The organism is Paraburkholderia sp. RL18-085-BIA-A (assembly GCF_046027075.1).
GTDB lineage: Bacteria > Pseudomonadota > Gammaproteobacteria > Burkholderiales > Burkholderiaceae > Paraburkholderia.
Genome location: NZ_JARESU010000076.1, coordinates 1 through 21,175, shown reverse-complemented (window position 1 = coordinate 21,175; position 21,175 = coordinate 1). Strand labels below are relative to the sequence as shown.

Sequence of the window (21,175 nt, the reverse complement as noted above, 5' to 3'; positions counted from 1 at the left end):
AGCCGGAAGGCCGCGGCAAGTCCGGTGCCGGATGGAGGGCGGCGGGGCGTTGATTTTCCAACGACTGGGGCGGCCCGACCCGATCAGCGGGAGCCGCGATGATGGTTTGCCTGGAAGGGATGGTGGCATTCTCTCAGGCAAGAAGCAAAGCCAGCAGATGGCCGATAAAACGGGAGGCGGCGCGTTTCGCCGGGAAGAGGCAATTGGTCGCGCATTCGATAGCGAGGCACAGCGCAATGGCCCGTTCCTAGTCAGCGATCAGCGGGCCTCAGGGAGGGGAGTGCACATCGATTCGTCTGCATGATCACGAAGGGGATAGGGCGTGTGCCTCTCTTCAAATTATTTCGTATAACTAATCATATCTTCGCGTCATCAACTTTTGTTTCAGGAGGCCATGTGGCAGCCAGGATCCAAAGCCTGTCCGAACAGCAGATAGACTTGTTTCAGAAGGAAGGCCGCGGCACCGGAGATGGTGCGGATTATGTCGCCGGTCGAGACCTTCGAGACATGTCTGGTATCGGACGCCTGCGCAGGTTTGCATGTACACGTTGTGGCGGGCGCCAGATAGTGCTTCCGTCAGACGCAGAGTTCTCAATGTTCCTTGATGAGCATTGGGATCCATGCACGCGTGACCTTCATGAGCACTTCCCTCTCATCGACGTCGAAAAGACCATGCTGCTTGCCGAGATCCTAGGGGTCAGGCATCCGAAGCTTCGGGATGGAAGTCCAGCTATTCTGATGACGAGCCTGATGGTCAGTAAACGTAAGGCCGGATCCTATAAGTGGCAGGCTATAGATATAGTGTCTTCGCGTGAAGCTCAGCATACGCCATCGGACGCAAACCGGATCAAAAGCGAATACTGGCGCAGGCTCGGGGTAGATCACCGTATTGAATATTCCACTGGTCTAGACAGTCATAAGTCAAAGCATCTCTGGAACCTCTTCAACATCGCTGAGTCAATTGCGAATCGCGGGCTCTCCGACTCTCAGCGACTTGCACAACAGGCAGTTCTAAAGCGACTCTCTCGACGTCAAGTCATAGGACAACTAAAGATACATGCCGGATCAACGCTACTTACCCTGTGTCATGAAGCAGCAGACACGAACGGTATTGCACGCGCAGCGTGCGTAGCAGCGATGCATGAACTGATTGCGCTGGGGATCGTTGAGTGCTCGCTTGATATTCCCGTTCTGTTGTCGCAAAAATGACGGGACGCACGCGTAAGGATTTCCTTGAGTCGGGTCTGGAACGAAACCGCGGAACACTAGGCGGGCAGCATCAAGATCACGTAGAAAGATCTACACAAGAACCGCAGTGAGCTATCTTTCGATAACATTAATTAGTACTACTATATTTATAAATGAGGTGTCGAGGAATGGCTGAACGCGTGGAGAGGTTGCCGGCTCTCAGGGAGTTATACAGGGAGAGGTCGAGTGGGAAGATATACCGGCTTGTGCATGTGGAGCGCGAATCGTCAGAAGCCGTCCTCTGCTACATCTTTGGATCCAAGCTGATTCTGAGATTTGTCTCCTTGACCGATTTCTGCGTTCTTAGCGCGCGCGGTTATTCAGGCGAAGACGGATTTACACGTATCAAACAGGAGGACGATCCATACAGCGTACTTCAAAGGAGCATGCGGGAAACGCCGGCCGGCGATCGACAGAGTGAGGTCAACTGGAAACGAATCGCACCCGTTGTCAAAAATCCACGAAAGTTGTATCGGGCGCTTCGGGGAGGGTCAGGACGGACGCAGATTTTGCAGGAAATTGCGGATGACTGTGGCGTGACGATTCAGCGTATCCGCAAGATCTTCCGTGAATATCTGCAGAGAGGAATGAACGAAGCCGCGGTTGCCTCAGAATTTTGGCGCTGTGGTCGCAGCTTGCAGCCGCCACGATATCAGACAGGGGAGGACGCTAAACCGACGGTTGTCGCACGCTCATTTGAGAAAAGGCCGGGGCGTAAGCCTTCAAACCGTGGCCTCCATGCGCCGAGAACGGATGCGCTTGAACGGCTCTTCGAGCAATACATCGACATCTATTTCACCAGCAAAGTCGGTCCATGGACGCTCGAAGTGAGCGATGAAGATCGGGAGGAAATCAGGAAATACGCCAATGCTGCTCGTTTCCCTTCAACACGCAAGCCCAAGAAGCACCCGAAACGCGGAAGTTCCACGAGGCGCAAGGCCCGAAGGAGTCCCGGTCGTCGCGGCGGACTGCGTACCCGGGTGACGTGGCAGGATCTGACAGACCACTTGAACTATGTCTGTCGTTGCAATCACGAGGTGCGAGATCATACCGGTCAGATAATCGACCTGGAACTCGCACCGTTTGGGATCGTTACCCGCCGGCAATTGACGCATTACTATCAGACCCGGGTGCCACCTGAAACAAGAAAACGCAGGCAAATGGGCGAGCGACAGTACGCGCGGCATGGGCGCCCGATCCAGGGGCACGCGTTACAGCATTCCGTTGGGCCGGGGCAGGAATATCTGATTGATGCGACGATAGCCGATGTATTTCTGGTGCTCTCGTACGATCGGACGGTGGTAGTCAAACGTCCCACAGTCTATCTGGCGATGGACGTGTGGAGTCGAATGATTGTCGGATTCTATGCGACATTCGACCCACCATCGTTCGAAGGTGTTGCGTTGATGCTGGAGAACATCGCGACTCCCAAGGACGAGGTTTGCGCAAAGTTTGGGATGAAGATAGCCTGGCCTGATTGGCCCTGTGAATACCTTCCGCTGTCTGGTTTCTTCGCCGATCGTGGTGGCGACTTTATGAAGACTGCGAGGTGGCAGGCAGTCAACAAAATTCTGGGCATACCGATCAGTAATGCGAAGGCGGGCGATCCCACTCTGCGTGCACTTGTGGAGCGAAGGTTCGGCATCATTCCGGCGTATTTTCAGCGAGCGACGTTCGGCGTGGTGGAGGCGGACGCTACGACACGCGGGGCTCCGCACTATGCCTGGGATGCGAACCACACGATAAGTGAATTTACGCGGAAGCTGATCCGCGCGATCTTGAGACACAACAAAACACCGATCGGTCGGAAAGGCGCAATTATCGAGATGGCGACTGCGGGAATAGCAGATACGCCGCTCAACCGATGGAACTGGGGCTTGGAGAATCGCTCAGGGACTTTGCGGAAGCATTCTATCGATGAGATTCGCCGCGCAACGTGGCCGCTCGAACCGGCAAAGCCTTCAAAGCAAGGGCTGCACTGGCGAGGTTCGTATTACACGTCGCCGTATATTCAATCAAAACACGTTCACCTTTTCGGAAAACATGCGAAGAAGCCGGTGGAGATCCAGTTCAATCCAGATTCCCCTTCGCAAATACTGATTCCTGAGGATATGAAATGGGAATACGCGGAACTCGCAAAGAGCAACAAGGTACTACCTGGTGGCGGAACACTGATGGAATGGGAGTTGTACCGGAGCATGGACCGGGACAACGCGCGCAAGGAACATGATGCCCTTCAACCGCAGCGCATTATGGATGGGCTGAACAATGCAGAAGAAAGCCGCGCTTCAAGGCGGGAGCAAAGAAAGGCACTCAAGCAGGCTGGTATCGATCATCCTCGACAGCAACGCCGGCAGCAGTCGTCCGGTAAGCCAAATACTTCCGAATTAGTTAAAAAAATGGGAAAACCTCAGTCCGTGCGTTCTCAGCAAAGAGAGCAGTGCGACGACGTCCCAGAAGTTCATTGCAACGAACAACAGGACAGTGGAGGAAAGGGTTCGATTGCAGAGAGAATGTCAAAAAATATTCAGAACATTCTGGATTCGATGTGAGCTATTGAATCACGTTTATAATCAAATTGAGGCGTCAACATGAAAAGCGGAAATTCGATCGGAAGAGCGAAAAAAAATAAATCAGATGCTGCGCAAAGCGAAGATGACTTGTATAAGCTTGTTCCAGTCAACGCGTATGACGATCCTATTTTTGGCCGAAAAGCCACTTCGGTATCGGCATGCTACCATGCATCGACACTGGAACTGCCAGAGAATGCAAATAACCCGATGATTTTGGCACTCCCTCGGCTTGAGGAGCAGAAGGAGTTTGCCAGTGCGATGAGTATCAGCTTTGCTGTTCATCACCCGGAAAATGCTCGGAATCTTTCCGGGCTGTTGCGGCTCCTGGCAATTGAGAGAATTTCAAATGTTCTAGTCGTGACAGAGCCACACCTCAAACTCATCGACTGGTTGCATATTGCCCTGCGTCATAGATACAGAGGGCTTCTGCCCACGAGGTCCTTGAGAGAACTTGCACAGTCTAGATACGAGGCAACCCAGAGGGGGGAAACTTGCGCCATATATCCCGTAGACGATTCGCATGCCGATTGTATTTTCATTCCTGGTATTTCCGGGGCGGGGAAGACGACGACGGTAAAGATGGTTTTAAGTATGTTCCCAATGATAGTGGAACATACCGAGTTTTCTGGAATATCGGCTAGATTTGCACAGGTTGTATGGATTTTCGTTTCCTGCCCGGCTAATGGATCGGTAGCCACTCTTATGAAGGGGATTCTGCACTGGTTTGATATCCATTTAGGAACGAATTATGTCGGCGAGATGAGGAGTGGTGCAAACACGGGTGACTGGATCGCTGCTGTGGTGGATAAAATCAACAAGCATCTCGTGGGAATGATTGTGATTGATGAAATCCAGTTCGCCGTCAAATCCGCCGACAAGGTGCATTTGCTGGATTTTATTACCGGGTTGCTTAATGACGGAAAGTGTCTTTTCGTGCTCGTTGGAACTCCTGACGCGGGCGACATGATAAAAGCAACCATTCACAATCTCCGGCGTGTTGCCAGCAGAGCGTATATCCCGCTCGACCTCTTCCCGGGGCCGGAGGCCTCGTTGCGTCTCGCCAAGAAGATCACTCAGATTGATTTCCTGCGGGAGGCGCCGCTCAACAGCGACGCCGTGAACGAGGCGCTTATTGAGGTCGGAGCTGGATCGCCAGCTTTTATGAAGCTTGCCTGGGTGCACACCCAATACGCTGGTCATCGTGCGGGAGAGTCGCGTGTTACGCCTGCACTTATTCGTGAAGCGGTCAAGGAACCATTTTCCCTCGTCGAAGGCCTTCTGGGGGCCCTACGCAGGAAGGATCTTGTCGCGCTGGATCAATACAGGGATACGGCGATAAAACAGATTGCTGATATCAGGGAGAAAATGCTGCTGGATCAGGAAAGGAGCCGGCTTGCACTGACCGCGGGAGAGGACGAGGCGTCAAAGAAATTTTCGAGATGTGTAGATATGCTAATCAAGATGGACTGGCCGCAAATCGAGGCCGAGGCGTTTGTCAGGTCAAAACTGACTGCAGACGCGTCAATGCCAGTCAGGGAGATGATTGCATTGGCGGTAGCATCGAAGCATTGATCTGAAAGATGATCGTTCATCGCGAGGACAGACCTTTGCAGATTCACCGTGGCGCGATGTCTGAAGCAGAATCGTCACAAAACATTCTACGCAGACTGCGCTTGTGGTTGGGGAGCGATGAGACCGCCTGAAGGTCTCGGTTACTCTTGTATGCGGGCGTAACGCTCCTTTGAGCGATGAATATCGACGCGGAGGTAGCGTGACAGTCTATCTTGACGAGCCATTGCCCGATGAGATGCTTTTCAGTGTTATTGCGCGTTATGTTCGAATGTCTCCTGTCGGTGACACGGCGCGCTTTCTACGCTATCTCATGGGGCCTCTAGGCGCTGTTGCGACAGATGAAACCTTGCGATTTGAGCATCTGTCAGCACAGACGGACGCCGCCTGGGGAAGAAGTGCGCGCGCCATCCAGGACACGCTGACCCTTGCGCCGTTCTACTCGACAGTATTTGGTCCGAGCGGTGACCCGTCTATTAGCGGGCCTAACTCAAGATGCGCGCAGTGGTCTGGATTTCTGGAGCCAGGGCGTCCCGGTCTCCGTTTCTGCCGGAGTTGCTGGAGACGGGACGACAATCTGAATGACCCCCGGTACTGGCGCCGCTCGCATCAGTTGCCCGGCGTGGTTACCTGCATCTGGCACGGTGAAATACTCTGCCTTGCTGGCGCCGCGACGGCGCGACGACTTCTGACTGTAGATACGCAGTTCGATGATGCGCGTCCAGCAGTTGATGGAAGCGCTAGCGAGGTCATCGCGTGGGATGCTGTAGCGCGCCTGGCAGGTCAGCTATTGCGTGGTGGTTGCCCGTGGGCAGGTTTTTCCGATCTCGGCGTGTGCCTCGAGTACGTTCAGCGCTGTGGTTATGGCAGAGGCGCCTCTCTGGATCTTGCGCGAATGTCACGTGATCTGACTACGCGCCTCGGGGGAGCGTACATGCGGGTGATGGGCGTGGCGCGTAACGACTCTATCTGGCTGCGTCGGGCTCTCCTTCGACCGACTCGTGGCTCACTTCAGTCAGTGTCTACCCTGCTGGTGGCATATCTTCTGATGGACAGCTCAACGCGCCTTGCGAATTCAAACTTTGCGGTTTGTCCAGGGGCGAAATCTGAGCATGATGAGGACCATCGGGTCTCGAGAAAAAATATGGGAGACGGCACTCCCCATTACTTTTGTTCCTGTGGCTTCTCTTTCATCTGTCAGCAATTCAATTGTGGCGATGTATCCATCGTGCCCACGCAGGTGGGACCCGACCTCGCTGTAACTGCTGCGATTCTTGCAAGCCGGGGCTATTCCGTCGTGAGAATTGCGGGAACGTTGGGCCTTGAGGTCCGCGATGTCGAACGGCAAATCCGCTACGGGATCGAAGTTCGCCCCTGGCACCGGCGGACTGTGCGCGCGAGGCATCTGGCGTCCTGGATCCAGTTGGTCGATCACCTTGGCGATGCCAACCTTGCATTTCAACGTGACGTCAGGCTTTGGAGACAGGTCGCGGCGCTTGCTGGTGCGTTTTCAGAAGGTATGGCGCCTGCACTTGCAGAACCAATCGAGCGTTCGCTGTGAATCAATTGTGGTGAACGCCGTTCGGGCGCAATCCGTATGACCCCAGTCTTCTATAAAACATCGCGTGTCTCGTGGCGCAGATTGGAGAGTTTAATGGCTGTCTATCTCGATGAGCAACTTGACGATGAACCAATGTTCGGGATTGTCGCTCGATATATGGAAATGTCTCCGTCGATAACCGTAGAGCGAGTGATTCCACTAATTTATGGTGAAAGGACTCGGCCATCATTGTTGGGTAGAAATTATAGTCATGTTGCTGTGGAAACCAAGTCATGTTGGGGACTTACGTCGAAGGAGATAATTCACAGGATGACGTTATTTCCATACGTATCGAGTTTGATTGATGAGAAAGCGTCCGATGATTTGATTGGAGAAATGCTTGTATCGAGGAGTAGAGGCAAGAAACGTAATGGAAGTTGGCCGGCATTGGGATGCGAGGGGTTTCGCTATTGCAGGCGCTGCATTGCGGAAGACATGGAGCAGGGAGTGCCTAGGCACTGGCGCCGGACTCATCAACTACCAGGGGTGACCCTCTGTGTTCATCATGCGGAGTTTCTCTGGATTTACAATGCTAGCAAAGGTGGCCGTTATCTTAAATTTGTTACGCCGGAAGTCGCCCAGACCATGGGTGTGTCACCTATGGTGCGGGAGTCAATGGATGTACGAAAAGAGGCGGCGTTGCAATATGCAAAGTTGTCGCATGATTTATTGAATGGGAGAGTGAGAATTGATCGTCGATATATTTATGAAGTTTTCAATGAAAAGATTAAAAGAAGATTGAAGTATCGTGACCATGGCGAATTGCGAAAATCCATTTTACTTATTATTGAGAATTGTTTTGGCGGGGATTATTTGGGATGCGTGGGTTATAGGGGGACGCGATTTCCTGATTGTAGAAGGCTTCGTGGATTTGAGACATCTCGCCTTTTGTGGATTGTAATTTTTGCGACCATGCTGAATTTAATCGAACGGGATCCAAACCTCTTAGATGATTGTCGTTTCAAGGCAGTGTACGGTAACGCACCGCCGGAAAATTTTAGGCGTAGGCCGCATTTCCGTGCGCGTCCTCCAGTGGAATGTCCGAATACGCTCGCGGAACATGGCGCCGGGCATATCGTAGAAAGCGCCGCATGGAGAAATTCCGCGCTAAGGTGCGCGTGCACCTGCGGCATGAGGTTCAGATGCGCTGAGCTTGATGTTGGCATCGGGCCGCCGCAGATTAAGCGTTGGGGCGAGGCGTATGTTCGAGAAGTGAAGCGTTTACGATCTGCTGGCTACGGTCCCACAGATATCTCGAAGATGCTTGGGCTTCCGTTACGAACAGTCTTCAACATGTATTCAGCCTAGTAGGCCATCGGGCAGAGCCGACCCCGCGGATGAAAAACAGGCATCAAGCGGCGATGCAGCGGGGGTAGCATGAAGACGCGGTCGTGATCGAGGTCGGCTCTTGTATGGTGCCTCAAGCCTCCAGCTTCGTGCCACCGGCGGTCACGCGGGAGCTACGGGACCTCAGGTGTGGCAACGTCGACGCCTTTGAAGTAGTCGAGACGTCGACTGATCGTGCTCGCGTAAACAATCACGGAGAGTGATGCCCCTCATCTGATGCGGCATACGTCACGGGCTTCGCGATCTTCCCCAAAGATCTGTGCTCGAGTTCTCTGAACGGAGGCGCTAGGGCTGTTTGTGTCTGGTTCGAGCTCCTACAATCGCCACACTACCGCAAGCATGCTCTATTTTATATGACCCCAATTAACTGCGGCTCTCGCGCCCTTGCCGCACGCGGCAGGTGTGAACTTGTGTTCAGAATAGCGCGTCTGCCTAATCGAGATCAGCGTTTGAGTGCGTAGTTCTGTTGGTTTTGTATCAAGAGGCGCGCGCGCCCACTAGCGTCGCGCCTGGAAAGTGAAGTGCGTACTTTTTTGTGTGCACAGAATAGGTGTCGACGCACAAAAAAAAGCCCGCACTTTCCGGAAACACGTTGAAATTTTCAAAAAGGATCGCACTTTCTTTTTCGTATCATGAAAAAATAGATGTAAATGTTTGATTTATTGGATATACGGTTTTGATCTGTAGCGCTGCAAATTTCGGCGCAGCAGGGGAAACGGTTTGTTGGGATTCAGGATGTATAGTTCGGAAAACTAAATATACGTGCGTACTTACCTTGTCTGAAGAGGCATTGCGGAACTATTTTCAATTTGCTTTCATATTGTCCGCGGCATGTTGAACGGATGCCATTCAGCGACTTGTGGCGACTTCTCTCGTCATGAAGCGCTTCGCAGGGCCCATATATGCGCCATTTCCAAGCGGCTCGAGTTTTTGCTTGTTTCCCATGACAGACTCCCATTTAGTTGATGGGAGTTTGATTGTGTCACCGGGCTTCGGACGTCCATTGTTAGCGGGCGCGCTCGATTCGCCCGGAGCCGGCCAGGAAGCGCCACTCGCTCGTTGCGCAAGCGCGACGTTCAGACGTCGGCTCCGCGCAGGTAAGGCGACCGTCGCGCCCGGTCGCTGGACGCGCCGCAGGCGCCAGTCGGCTACGGTAGTTCGAGGCCAAATTGCGCCAGAAAGTCGGTGGCTGGAAGCGACTCAGATCGACCGATTCCGTTCAAACGAGCCGTAAATGCGCTTGACCCTACTGCCGTAGTCACCTTCACGATCGAGATCATGTTTAACAGACATCCTTTTCGATCCAGATGGATATTGCCCGCGATTTCACCGACGACGTGTTCCTCGAAGCCTTCCTCGCCTGCCGGCTGCCACCGTCCGCGTTCAATCACCGCAACCATCTGCGCGTGGCGTGGATTCATTTGCAGCGCTTCCCACTGGATGAGGCCATTGAGTGGACCTGTGCCGGCATCGCGCGATACGCCACACACCTCGGCGTACCAGATCGATACCACCATACAATGACAGAAGCGCTGATCCGGCTCATGGCGCGCGCCGGGGCTTCGGATCCATCGCTGTCGTTTGAGGACTTTCTCGCGCGCGCACCGGCCTTTTCAGGCGATTGCCGCACGCTTATCGCCGCGCACTATTCGCCCGATTTGCTGGCCCGTTCCGATGCGCGCTATCGCTTTCTCTCACCCGATCGACTTCCCTTGCCGTCATGACACGACTGACTCTCGGACGACTGGCTCGCGAGGTAGGGCTCGCGCGCTCCTCGCTCCTTCACTACGAAGCGCTCGGTCTGCTCGTCCAGTCCGGACGCAGTTCCGCGGGCTATCGCCTTTACGACAAGACGCAACGCGAGCGGCTGCGCGCGATCTGCGCTTACCGGGCCGCCGGACTGCCGTTGGTCGCGATACGCGACTTGCTCACAAATGAGGGAGATGCGGCCGCCCAGATCCTTGAAACGCATTTGATGACACTGACGGAGGAAGTCGCGCGTCTTAGACATCGCCAGAAAGCGATTGCCACGTTACTAGCACAACCGTCGTTTCGTCGTCGAGGACGCCCGCGTGGCAAGGACGCATGGGTTGCGATGCTGCGTGGTGCTGGCTTCGATGACGTTGATATGGATCGGTGGCACGCCGAGTTCGAGGCAGAGAACCCCGACTCGCATTTGGCGTTTCTGGGTTCGCTCGGGCTGACACCGGAAGAGGCAAACGCAATCCGCCGACGCGCGAGACTGACAGGCAAGAGCCCCACCTCATTTACACCATGAGCTTTGCGCTCGATGCCGCGGACGCCAGCACCCTGTCAGCATAGAAGGTGATGGCATCGTTGCCCGCTACGCTGCCGCTCGGCGCGGTTCCCGCACCGGGCCAAAGTAACCAGCATGGTCCCGCGGACGTCCGCTGGCTTGCCGCCACGGATGACTGCAAGCTTCCCCGTAGCTGCCGTCGACAGCGCAAGGGTACGAATGACTGACGTGGGTCGCGCGCTGCCGATCGCTGCCTGGCGAAGATTGATGCTCCGCACGCCCATTGCATGAGGCACCACGCAGCCAGTTCCGGACGATCGCCCGCTCGGACACCACGAGGTCCGGATGGCCGATCGACGCACGACAACTGTCGTTCGTGTGAATCGAGGTAGAGAGAACTTGATTGCGCGAACCCTGCGTTGTTGCCGGGGCGCGAGAAATGGCGCCGCAGAACCGGTGAAAACTCGTCCTGTTCCGCGCTCGCTTCTGAAGCCCATCATGCCCCATGACGGGCGAGCGCTACATAAATCAGATAAGCGGCCGTCAGTATTTAAATGCCACCCATGATCAGGTTGAACAGATGAATACGCGAGCGAGTCTTTAGAACCATGGACGCGATCACAAAGAACGGCCCAGGCCGGGAGTGAGGCGTAGCAGATCGGAAAGTAAGCGCCCACAAAGACCGTAAACTTGGAATTCGAGTTCGGATCCGGAAACAACACCGCTCCGGAAGCACCGGTGATCCGTGCCTTCGGGTTGGGCCATTGCAGGAGCAGGCCTTCCATGAACGTCGGGGTTCCCTTCTTCTCGATGGAGATCCGTGCGAAACCGACAAGGTCTTGGCGATTTCCGTCCGACAGGCACGCGTCCGTTCCCATGAAAGTACGCTTGCAGGCAGCGATGGCGCGGTCCCGTCGATGCCGACGCCGTCATGCGCACATCGCGAACAGCAACAGTCGCGTACTGCATGTGCGAGCGAGCGATGTGAGGATGCAGGGCTCCGACAATCCATCCCTCGTGCGTCTCTTGTATCCGATGCAGGCTGTCGGCGAAGGCGATTTGCTCGGCGTCGCCTTCGCAGTCACTGGGCAGGCTCGTATCGGACCAGGTGAGATCCGCGGCGAGCATGGAATCCGGTGCGAGCGACAATGCGCTGATCAATATGTTTGTTAAGTACGGTGTAAGCGGAAGCATCGTCGTATTGGCGATACTTTTCCTGTGTTGCAGTTTTCTGGAGATCGTCTTCCACGTTCTATCGATTCAGTCCAATGGCGCGATCTCTATGTTCGACCGGAATACCCGATCCGATCTTGCGAATCCATGCGGTGAACCCTGGCAAAGTGCGAATCGCAGAGGAAGAACGCTGACTCAGTTTCGTCCCTGAAATAGGGAGAAGCCTCGGATATCCCGCTTGCTTCAAGGCCGGCGATGCGTGCAGGTTGAGGGACTCGATTACTCGACAGAGAGGAGCCATGAATCGGACTCAAGCACTTTTGACGGTAATGGCCGTCAGCTCGGTGCTGACTGCTTGCGGCGGCGGCGGCGGCAGCAGCGGCGGCGGCGATACTTCTTCAAACGTCGAAAGTGCCGCTCCCGCGGCCGTTTCGGCTCCCGCAGCCGCATCGGCTCCCGCAGCCGCTTCCGCTCCCGCGGCCGCGAGTTCGTCGCCGAATCTCGTTGCCATCGGCGATAGTTTGACGCTGGGAGTCGGATCGGAGAACGGCGGTTATCCGGAAATATTATCTGTAATGCTAAATAATAGACCATATGCGAATCTCGGCATCGGAGGTCAAACATCGACGCAAATCGCAGCGCGGGTCGGAGCGTTGCCATCCGCTGTGACGCTCGATGGCGACGCGGTGCCGGCAAGCAACACTGCAGTCGGTTTATCGAGTTTGTCGATCGATCTGTTGTCGACACCAGCCGATGACACCGCTCGCAGCGAGTCGGGAACGCTCTGTTCGGTTCATGGCGCGCTCCATCGGACAGCGGATGGCGGGCCGCCGTCGACGACCGAAAGCTATACCTTCACGCGTGACAGCACCGGGTCGGCTGTGCCGTGTGCCGCTGGATCGGCATTCCTCGCCGACACGGAAGGTTATGACATGTGGACCGCGATCATTTGGGTCGGTCGTAACAATTACAATGACGCTTCGACTGTCATCGCGGACGTCAAATCCATCGTGCAGTGGCTCAAGCCAACCGGTGCGCACTTCGCGGTGCTTTCGGTCATCAAGGGCGAGTACAGCTATGAATATGCGGGTGCAGAGGGCGCGCAGTACATCGACGATCTCAACGCGTCCTTGAAAGCGGCGTATCCGGACAATTTCATCGACGTCGAGGCGACGCTAGTCAATTCGTACGATCCGAGCCTTCCTCAGGACGTCGCGGATCACAACAACAACATCCCGCCGACTTCGCTGCGTTACGACACGGTGCATCTCAACGACGCCGGCTACACAATAGTCGCGGGGCAGGTGAAGTCGTTCCTCGCATCCAAGAACTGGTAAAGGGGTGCTTCGTCGCTCGCACGGGACATCGTGACTACCGCGCGGCGATCTTCCGGATCGCAGTGCGTTATACGAATGGCCGATTTCAGCTTCGAAGTTGCCATCAAGGTGTCACGTGGTTGAACGGCGGCGGCGGGTCGGACGCGGTCAGTCGAATCAGATTGGTCCCGGCCGCCCGTCGTGCGAGTCGTTTTCGGGCGGCCCAATCACCTGGCGCGTCTTTCCCTACCGCCTCACGTTGGTCTGCCGTCGTCGTCGACAAAGGAGATTAGCGCGACGGCGAGCGCACGCGCTTGGTCGCGGGTCATCGACATACGTATGAGTCGCTCGTTGTCCTCGATGTCGCGGAAACCTTCTCCGTCAATCTCATCGCGGAAGAGCACAAGACTGACAAGGTCACTCGCCGGCATCGGAAACTGATCAACAACGGCGTAGAGCAAGCTCGGCTTTTCCGGATTCGTGTTCAGTTCGATACTGTGTCGCGTAAATCTACCTTGTCCATGGCCGCCGTCGCGAGCCGGCGCGATGATTCTAACGTTCGCCATCTTTTGATCCTCCTTTGATTACCAAGGGATGTTTCCGTCTGCAGCGCTGCCTCGACCAGTATTGCTCAGGGACGCGAACTTCGACGAACCGAAGCGCCTTTCGCTCGCACCAGAAGCCGAACATTTGGGTGACTGCTTCGCTCGGCGGATTCAACCGGTGGATGCAATAGTTTGCTGGAATCGTTCGGCGCCTGCGCGCACTTTCCAGCGGCGCACTCGCACGCCTGTAGATCAGGCTGGGTGTCGGGCGGACCTCGGACAGACATCAAGACGCGACGCCGCGGCGGACGTAGCGAATGATGATCATGCGGCCGGCCTTCCGTCGCAGCCCCAAAACTTGCCGCGCACGTCCAGCGGCTCGCAGCCCTGCTGCTGCTTCGAACGATGGACGCGGTGCCGCCGTTGCAGCAACTCTATCTTGCCGCTCGTTGAGCGTGGAGGGCGCCTGATGAGCGATCTGACAATGGGGCTTGTCGCCGTATTCAATGCTTTAATTGCGACCAGTTTCCTCATTGGCGCGGGCTGGTACGACCAAGCCATACTCGATACGGCCTCGCCCAACAACCCTGCGATTGTTCGTCAAGTCGAAGGCGGAGCCAATCGCAAACTGTTTTGGATTCCTGCCAATATTCCCGGTGCCGCGACGCTTCTCGCCACGCTCTGGGCAAGTTGGCCAGGACCGGCTGGTCGTGCAGCCTCATTGGTGGCGGTCGGCTTTCTCTGTTGAGATAAATGCGGTCACGATTGGCTTCTTCGCGCCCCTTGTACCGAGCGCCGAACGTGCGTCCTGAAAATTCAGGTGACGCGCTACGGGCTTGTGGGCTGCGCAGCGCCTGCCGCCCCAATGGACAGCGAAGGACCGGATGCATCGCCCGCCGGGGTGGCCCAGGTGTCGGTTTCACTGAAGTCCGCCGCCGCATCGAAGCTGGCGGGGTTATCCAGCGAGTCGCACTTGCTCAGTCCTTAGGGTTTGAGATCGCTGGCGACGAGATTGCTGCCGTCCATCTTCATCGGAAATGAGTGATGCTCATGCACAATGCGCCAACCGGATGCACGTCGAACAAGCACGAAACTGCTGCGGAACCAGACGTCCACCAAACCCTGATCTTTCTTGTCGCCTCGCAGGTTCGTCAGCCCATGAGCCACGGCAAGGTCGCCGCTCATGTGGATCACGGGGTCGATGAAGCGACTGGTTATTGGCCCGTCTCATGTAGCGAGCCAGCCGTCGAGGTCGGCCGGATCGCGGGCTGCCGCGCCGATGAGGCGCAGCGGCGGTTGGAGGTCAAAGCTAACAATATCCGGGTCGGTCGTCGCCACTACGGCTGCGGCGTCGCCGCGTGCAAGCGCGTTATCCCGTCTGGTGAGGAGGTCACGAACGTCAGATTCATCGGTTGTCATGGCTTCTCCTTTCCGTTCGTGAGGCATTTGCAGCTGTGCGTTGCGCCCGCTGCGTGATCCAGGCAACTGAAATGCCGGCGCGGCTTAAGTATGCTTTACGTTCAATTGATCCCAATGGGCGAAATAACTCTCCATCACATGACGGCCCGAGTCCCAAGAAAAGTTGCGCCTCAGTGACGAGCCCATGGAGTGGTCCGGACCGCCAATCCAGCATAGCAGGGGGACAAGGATGCATTGGACCCAGGCCGTGTCAAAACGTGCGCTTCATTCGAGCGCTGTCGAAACCGGCTTGCGAGAAAGGCCTACAACGGCTTCGGCGAGTGTCGGCAATGGTAAAGCGACCCTTCAAAACCTTGCGATTTTCCGTTTTGACACGGCCTCGACCACAAGCTGCCATTGGCATTCTGCACGGGACCGGGTTCGTCCATCTATGGCCATTCAGGGGGGACGGCTCCCGGACGCTCAAGTGTCCCTTCTGCTTCCGAAGCCTGCCCTTGACCCGAAACAACGACGCAGCAGGGACGAGTCGAACGCAGTCCCATGCATGGAATTCACGCAGACTATCAGCCTCTTTTTCGCGGCCCGGCGCGCCTCGCGTCAGCTTGTACCCGGACCTTGCCATCGCCTGCCGTGCGGCTCTTCACATGATCGATGAACGCGCGCAACTTCGACATGATCTGCCGGTGGCCTGGATAGCAGAGAAACACCCCCGGTCTCACCGGCGCGTACGCCTCCAGCACCTGTACCAGTTTTCCCGATCTCAACCAAACAGCTGCCAGCGGCTCAGGCAACTGGGCCAGGCCCAGGCCTTCTATCGCCGCGCCAAGCGTGGTGGGAAAGTCACTGGCGATGAGGGGGCCGGATACGGCGATCTCGATCGTTTGGTCGTTGTCGTTGAATGACCATAGCGCGAGCGCGCCGTTGGATCGCCGCCATCGCAAGCATGCATGTTGGCGCAGGTCGTTCGGGTGTCTGGGCCGGCTGCGCTCCGCGAAGTAGGCTGGGCTGCCGACGACGATGAGACGAAATGGTGGCGTCATTGGCACCGCGACCATATCGGGAGCAACGAGATGCCCCTGCCGGACGGCGGCATCGAATCCTTCGGCCGCAAGGTCGATCACCTCCTTGCTCGCAGCAAACTCCACCTCGACCTCGGGATAAGCCTTGCAGAAGGATGCGATCAGCTCCAGCAGAATCGGGATTACCGCGCGCGGCACCGAGAGACGCAGCAATCCGGCTGGCCGCTGACCGAGTCCACGCGCAACCTCACTGGCGGCGACCAGTTCCTCGAAGGCAGGCTTTGCGCGCGCAAGAAATCGTTCGCCGGCTTCGGTCAAGCCGACACTGCGCGTGGTGCGTATGAAGAGCGCTGCGCCAATGCGCGCTTCGAGTACACGCACCGTCTGGCTGATGGCCGATGGCGTCACCCCGAACTCCGCGGCTGCCTTGCGAAAACTGCGATGCTGGGCAACGCTCAGGAACACCTCCACGCCGTCGAGCGCGCCCTGTCTGACTGTGAAGTTCTGCTTCATGGCTTATCAACATTGTGATGAATAGTCGCTCGCGAAAATCGATGGTACCTTGGCACCAGCAATTCACAAGTGAGGAGTGTGCAATGACTGATGCACTTGATGGCGACCGCGAACACTATCGCGCGAGCGGACTGACCGATCGGCTGAAGATCGCACTCACGGTCCTTGGGCCGGAGGATCGGCCGCTCACACCACAGCAACTGGGCGCCCTCGACCACTTTCACATGCGTGGGCTTGCTGCTACCTCCGATCTTGCCCAACTGGCCGGAATCTCCGCCGACATGTCGGTGCTGGACGTTGGATGAAACGCCTTTTTCTTAATTTGACAACAGCCTCTGTGCTGGTCGCTTCTGCTGGAGTCTCCATGGCGCAAACCACTTCGATGCCAACCACGCCAATCACGAAGATATTGGCGATTGGCACCTTTCCGCCAGGCACGGACATGGAACTTGTCCAACACATTCTTCCGACCGAAGTTCGCGAGACGGCGCAGCTTTACCTCGAGGGCAAGATCGACCAGTGGTATTCACTGCAAGACCGGGCTGGGGCGGCGTTCATCCTGAACGTTACGGACGTAAGTCAAGCGCATGAAATGCTTGAGGCACTTCCCTTGGGGAAAGCGCACTTAATGACATTCTCGCTCCTCCCAATAGGCCCACTGAAGCCGTTGAGTAAGCTTTTGAATCCGCCTCCCCCCAGTAGTGGGATCGATCGTAGCGCAATTGTTTTAGCTCCTTGTCAGGATAAAACATGAAGCTTTATTACTCGCCGGGCACATGCCTGGTATCCTGGCGGCATGGAAAGAGCAGACCGCAAAGGGTATCCGACCGATGTGTCGGACGAGGAATGGAGTTTCGCTGCACCCTGTCTGACGCTGATGGACGTCAACGCGCCGCAGCGCAAATACGACTTGCGCGACATGTTTGATGCATTGTGCTGGATGGCTCGGGTCGGCGCGCCATGGAGGATGCTGCCCAATGATTTCCCACCTTGGGAACTGGTGTATCAGCAGACCCAACGCTGGCTACAGGCAGGCTGCTTTGAGTACATGGTCGGCGACCTGCGTTCGATAATACGCGTGGCCCAGGGAAGGCACGGGCAGCCCAGCGCCGTCATTCTGGATGGCCGCACGATGCAGTCGACCTGCGAAAGCGGCCCGCGTGCCGGCTACGACGGTTATAAGCGCAAACGCGGCAGCAAGGTCCACATTGCGGTGGACACCTTGGGGCAATTGCTGGCGGTGCATGTGACACCGGCCAACGAACAGGAGCGCGCCCAGGTAGCAGAACTGGCACGTCAGGTCCAGCACGTGACGGGACACACAGTCAAGGTTGCATTTGCAGATCAGGGATACACGGGCAAAGAGCCAGCGCAGGCTGCACTCGACGAAGGCATTGAACTGCAGGTGATCAAACTCGAGGAAGCGAAAAACGGTTTTGTACTGCTGCCCCGGCGGTGGGTGGTCGAGCGCAGCTTTGGCTGGCTCAACCGGTTCCGTCGCCTTGCTCGTGACTATGAGCGACTACCTGTAACGCTTGCCGGTCTTGATTTCGTGGTCTTCGCAATGCACATGCTCGTACACGCGCTTCCAGTACCTCAAAGTTCCTAACACGCTCTAGCGCCGGCACATACTGTTAGCCGCCGGTCCCGGGCGGGAACACCTGCCATGCGCCGTCATCGTGCCGGAAGAAAAAAAGCCAAACTGAACCTTCCGGTCGCTGTGCATCAACGCGTACGTAACGCCCGCTGCTGGAGCCTGTGCGACCGAATCGGGTTACCCGAATGGGTGTCGCCGCGGTTGAGGTCAGCCATTTTTCCACCAGCGAACGCAGGGACCTTTCTGCTGTGTTCATCAGATCCTCCTTCAGTCTCGTTGCCGTTCCCTGTGGCACCCGCCTCGATGCGCCCTCAGCCGCGAGGAATGTGGTCGCTTCGCGTGATAGATGCCGGACGAAAATCAAATGCGGCTAGGGCAGGCGACCTGCGCACCGCCGCTTGAAAGTTTATGGCTCAGAAGACGGGTTTCGTGACGGCGTGCGAGGCGCACTGGTTGCCTCCAGGCGTTCCGAGCGCCATTGATGGCCACCCGCAAGCAAGGCGAGCGGGGGCTCGCTTGGAAGATTTGACACCAGTGAGCTAGGACAAGACGCTATTACTTTTCATTGGCCTCGACCGGTGCTGCAAGTTGTCGAGTCCGCTTGTCCGAACCCGATGCCACCGTGCTCTCCGCAGTCTCCACTGCCTGCTTTGCGGCTTTCCTCGCAGCTTCATACGTCGTGTTCGCCGTCTCGCTTGCCGTGGTGATTAACGTTTTCCATGCTGCCACAGCGGTTTCGCTTCCTGCCGGCGCTTTGTTCGCGAGGCTGTCGACAAAAGCCAGTGCATCTTGCTGGTACTGCTTGAGTTGCGCTTCGGCGACCGCCGCGATTTCGGCTTGAGTGCCGGAGGTGATTTCGTAAACGCGGCGCCAGTACGACTGTGTCTTTTCTATGGCGGGTTGAGCGTGGCTTGCCTGTTGCGCGAACAACGCGTGCGGCTCTCCGGCTGAAACCGCCTTGAGCAGGATTTCCTGATTTTCGGCAAGACTGGATTTGACCGCTTGCACATTCAGCGCGACCAGCTTTTCGACGCCCTCAAAGATTTTGTTCAGGAGGCCAAATGTTGTGTCAACGCTGGCTTTCTGCACAGCGACGACTTGTTCCGGGGGAAGACTGCTCATCACTAAACTCCATAGAGGTGAAGCGGCTAATGTTGAAAAGTCAGATGAATCAAATCGCGAGCGACAGTCACGAAGCATGAAAGGTTGGTGCGGTGCAGCAATATCCATTCTATGGGAGAGTGAATGGATGTCAACCACTGGTTCGACGGCAGCGCCGAGCGGCGCGTGAGAACATGGGCGAACGCCCCGACAGTATTGGAAGAGACAGAAATTTAAGGGAATACCCGAGGAACGTTTTCGGATTCCTCAGGACATTCATGGTGATATTTCAGTCAGATGTGTGCAGCGCCACAAAAGCGTCATGGCCCACCCGCCAGGGTTGCTTCCAGCAATGCGGAATTCGACGACAAGAAGCGTTGAATGCGCGACTGTTCGTTACCGGAAGACCTGGCGCGCAAGCGTGAAGTGGGCGCAACGATTTACTGTTTTTTGTTTGACAGCGGTTTATTGGTGAAGGAGTAGTTGTACGTGTAGCCATGCATGTGATCATGTGCCAGTATGGACGCCATACGGCGCTGCGAGCCTTTGACGTCACGAGGCCGTCATAACTTGTACGTAGATTTGACCGGCAGCCGGAGAGCTGGGATTAAATTGCATAAAACATAATATCTGAGAGAAGCTTCATAGGATGAATCGTCACACTAATACTATCGATCATCTCGAGCGCAGTGCCGAGAATGACCGCCTGAGACGCGCCGTGGCCGCACGCCTTGACAGGGCACTCAAACGCGGCAACATCACCTCGGCACGCGCAGCCAAGTGGTTGGAAGTGAATGAATACGACGTGCAATATTGGCGAGGCGGAATTACCGTCCCGCCGCTGAACGCTTGTATGCGTCTCGCCACCCTTCTCAATCTCGATGTTCACTGGCTTTGCACAGGGCAGCCTCAGGTCGCCTGATTCGCATTTCGCGGGAATCGCGAGCCTAGCGAGTTTCTCTCCCGTTGATGCCCATACGTTCTGACGTTCGCAGGTCGGTCGGCATCGCTTTCGCAATGACGCCGCTGCGCGCATTTCTGATGCGACACGGCAGGTGTTCCCGCAGAACCCCGGGGTATCGATGTGAAGGCACTAAAACGAAAAGGGGCGTTCGACGAAGCACCGCGTCTGAATCATTACGAAATGGAGTTGTCGAGAGGCGCTTCGCATATCGCGAGCATGCTGTACGAGCAAAGCACGCTCGCGGCGGTTAGGGAAACCATTCTGGAATTCGAGGCTTCGCACGCACGCGACGACCTAAGGACATTTGCGCATGCCCTTCTCAGAAGACTGGGACAACGCGGGAACCCGGCTGCGGGCAAGGGGCTTCGGGCAGTTTATAGAGCGTGGTCGTCTACCAGAGCGGACACTCAGCGCAGCGACCAGACCTGTGCCTACTCGCAAGCCCGTCGCCCAAAAGTGGTGAAGTACTTAATCAAGGAAGCTTGGCGAGTGTGAAAACGGGTGAAGCGCCGCGAATGCAACCGAACTGCAAAGCGGAAAAGAGCCCCGGTTGAAGCGGTAGTAGCAACAGACGAACGACGTCGCAGCCGCCGTATTGCTGCCGGCACGCTTGCACTGAAGCGAAAACGAGGAGGACTGCTTGATCCGACGCATTGACCGCGCCTCGGGAACGGAGCCAGAGGCGGCCCGGGGAACTGGAGGAAGTGAAGCTGCCGTTCTCATGATAAAGGCGGTAGTCATGGAAAGAATGGGGTGGTGGATGGAAGCGGCAAAGCAGGCGAGTCGGCCGAATTTTCAATCGCTAAGCATCGCGCGGTTATCCGGTTTTACATTGAAGCGACAGGCATTAAAAGCCGAGCACATTAGCAGCCGAGGGTGACTTACCGGGCAAAAGTACGTTGGTCCTTTAACCTTTAACCGTAGCAAAAACCAC

At 56.3% G+C, this 21,175-nt stretch carries 21 protein-coding genes; 13 read left to right on the top strand and 8 right to left on the bottom strand.

The features are described 5' to 3' along the window. Window positions 1-396 precede the first annotated feature (396 nt). The 7 genes from P0D89_RS34360 (at window position 397) to P0D89_RS34330 (ending at window position 10,615) form a co-directional block, all read left to right on the top strand. Window positions 397-1,209, top strand: a complete 813-nt coding sequence (locus P0D89_RS34360) for a PDDEXK family nuclease (RefSeq protein ID WP_408377838.1) — start codon at window positions 397-399, stop codon at window positions 1,207-1,209. A gap of 251 nt (window positions 1,210-1,460) precedes the next feature. Beyond that, complete coding sequence (locus P0D89_RS34355; RefSeq protein WP_408377836.1) at window positions 1,461-3,800, top strand: TnsB C-terminal domain-containing protein; 2,340 nt, start codon at window positions 1,461-1,463, stop codon at window positions 3,798-3,800. Between the two features lie 39 nt (window positions 3,801-3,839). Continuing rightward, window positions 3,840-5,393: an ATP-binding protein gene (locus P0D89_RS34350; RefSeq protein ID WP_408377834.1), complete on the top strand. Its 1,554-nt coding sequence runs from the start codon at window positions 3,840-3,842 to the stop codon at window positions 5,391-5,393. Between the two features lie 199 nt (window positions 5,394-5,592). After that, on the top strand, window positions 5,593-6,951 hold the full coding sequence (locus tag P0D89_RS34345; protein ID WP_408377832.1) for a TniQ family protein: 1,359 nt from the start codon (window positions 5,593-5,595) through the stop codon (window positions 6,949-6,951). Window positions 6,952-7,044: 93 nt separating this feature from the next. Then, entirely contained in the window at window positions 7,045-8,298 is a 1,254-nt protein-coding gene (locus P0D89_RS34340) for a TniQ family protein (protein ID WP_408377830.1), read from the top strand. Window positions 8,299-9,644: 1,346 nt separating this feature from the next. Beyond that, window positions 9,645-10,061: a hypothetical protein gene (locus P0D89_RS34335; RefSeq protein ID WP_408363873.1), complete on the top strand. Its 417-nt coding sequence runs from the start codon at window positions 9,645-9,647 to the stop codon at window positions 10,059-10,061. Next, complete coding sequence (locus tag P0D89_RS34330) at window positions 10,058-10,615, top strand: MerR family transcriptional regulator (RefSeq protein WP_408363871.1); 558 nt, start codon at window positions 10,058-10,060, stop codon at window positions 10,613-10,615. Before P0D89_RS34335 ends, P0D89_RS34330 begins: the two co-directional genes overlap by 4 nt. Window positions 10,616-11,675: 1,060 nt before the next feature. On the opposite strand, the gene P0D89_RS34325 is transcribed toward P0D89_RS34330, so the two are convergent. Beyond that, window positions 11,676-11,843: a hypothetical protein gene (locus tag P0D89_RS34325; RefSeq protein WP_408363869.1), complete on the bottom strand. Its 168-nt coding sequence runs from the start codon at window positions 11,841-11,843 to the stop codon at window positions 11,676-11,678. A 234-nt stretch (window positions 11,844-12,077) separates the two neighbouring features. After that, window positions 12,078-12,278, bottom strand: coding sequence for a hypothetical protein (locus P0D89_RS34320; protein WP_408363867.1), 201 nt, complete (start codon window positions 12,276-12,278; stop codon window positions 12,078-12,080). 64 nt (window positions 12,279-12,342) lie between these two features. Between P0D89_RS34320 and P0D89_RS34315 the strand changes: the two genes are divergently transcribed. After that, window positions 12,343-13,104 (top strand): SGNH/GDSL hydrolase family protein, encoded by a 762-nt coding sequence (locus P0D89_RS34315; protein WP_408363865.1) that lies wholly within the window; start codon window positions 12,343-12,345, stop codon window positions 13,102-13,104. A gap of 233 nt (window positions 13,105-13,337) precedes the next feature. Here the strand turns inward: P0D89_RS34315 and P0D89_RS34310 are convergent, their stop codons facing one another. After that, window positions 13,338-13,544, bottom strand: coding sequence for a hypothetical protein (locus tag P0D89_RS34310; RefSeq protein ID WP_408363863.1), 207 nt, complete (start codon window positions 13,542-13,544; stop codon window positions 13,338-13,340). Window positions 13,545-14,097: 553 nt separating this feature from the next. Between P0D89_RS34310 and P0D89_RS34305 the strand changes: the two genes are divergently transcribed. After that, on the top strand, window positions 14,098-14,376 hold the full coding sequence (locus tag P0D89_RS34305) for a hypothetical protein (protein WP_408363861.1): 279 nt from the start codon (window positions 14,098-14,100) through the stop codon (window positions 14,374-14,376). Window positions 14,377-14,612: 236 nt separating this feature from the next. Here P0D89_RS34305 and P0D89_RS34300 read toward each other — a convergent pair whose 3' ends face one another. The 3 genes from P0D89_RS34300 to P0D89_RS34290 form a co-directional block, all read right to left on the bottom strand. Next, window positions 14,613-14,846, bottom strand: coding sequence for a YybH family protein (locus P0D89_RS34300; RefSeq protein WP_408363925.1), 234 nt, complete (start codon window positions 14,844-14,846; stop codon window positions 14,613-14,615). A 9-nt stretch (window positions 14,847-14,855) separates the two neighbouring features. Then, window positions 14,856-15,047 (bottom strand): hypothetical protein, encoded by a 192-nt coding sequence (locus tag P0D89_RS34295; protein ID WP_408363859.1) that lies wholly within the window; start codon window positions 15,045-15,047, stop codon window positions 14,856-14,858. 563 nt (window positions 15,048-15,610) lie between these two features. After that, on the bottom strand, window positions 15,611-16,579 hold the full coding sequence (locus P0D89_RS34290) for a LysR family transcriptional regulator (protein WP_408363857.1): 969 nt from the start codon (window positions 16,577-16,579) through the stop codon (window positions 15,611-15,613). Window positions 16,580-16,662: 83 nt separating this feature from the next. Here P0D89_RS34290 and P0D89_RS34285 point away from each other — a divergent pair, with 83 nt between their 5' ends. Genes P0D89_RS34285 through P0D89_RS34275 form a run of 3 tightly spaced genes read left to right on the top strand, consistent with a single transcriptional unit; the run spans window position 16,663 to window position 18,188 of the window. After that, window positions 16,663-16,884, top strand: a complete 222-nt coding sequence (locus tag P0D89_RS34285; protein ID WP_408363855.1) for a hypothetical protein — start codon at window positions 16,663-16,665, stop codon at window positions 16,882-16,884. Next, window positions 16,881-17,333: a hypothetical protein gene (locus tag P0D89_RS34280; protein ID WP_408363853.1), complete on the top strand. Its 453-nt coding sequence runs from the start codon at window positions 16,881-16,883 to the stop codon at window positions 17,331-17,333. The genes P0D89_RS34285 and P0D89_RS34280 overlap by 4 nt, the downstream gene beginning before the upstream one ends. 42 nt (window positions 17,334-17,375) lie before the next feature. Continuing rightward, entirely contained in the window at window positions 17,376-18,188 is an 813-nt protein-coding gene (locus P0D89_RS34275; protein ID WP_408363851.1) for an IS5 family transposase, read from the top strand. 25 nt (window positions 18,189-18,213) lie between these two features. On the opposite strand, the gene P0D89_RS34270 is transcribed toward P0D89_RS34275, so the two are convergent. Together P0D89_RS34270 and phaP are read right to left on the bottom strand one after the other, a co-directional pair. Further along, on the bottom strand, window positions 18,214-18,432 hold the full coding sequence (locus tag P0D89_RS34270) for a hypothetical protein (protein ID WP_408377828.1): 219 nt from the start codon (window positions 18,430-18,432) through the stop codon (window positions 18,214-18,216). A 299-nt stretch (window positions 18,433-18,731) separates the two neighbouring features. Continuing rightward, complete coding sequence (gene phaP / locus P0D89_RS34265) at window positions 18,732-19,298, bottom strand: TIGR01841 family phasin (protein WP_408363849.1); 567 nt, start codon at window positions 19,296-19,298, stop codon at window positions 18,732-18,734. A gap of 628 nt (window positions 19,299-19,926) precedes the next feature. On the opposite strand from phaP, the gene P0D89_RS34260 reads away from it, so the two are divergent. After that, entirely contained in the window at window positions 19,927-20,199 is a 273-nt protein-coding gene (locus P0D89_RS34260; RefSeq protein ID WP_408363847.1) for a helix-turn-helix domain-containing protein, read from the top strand. Window positions 20,200-21,175 lie beyond the last annotated feature (976 nt).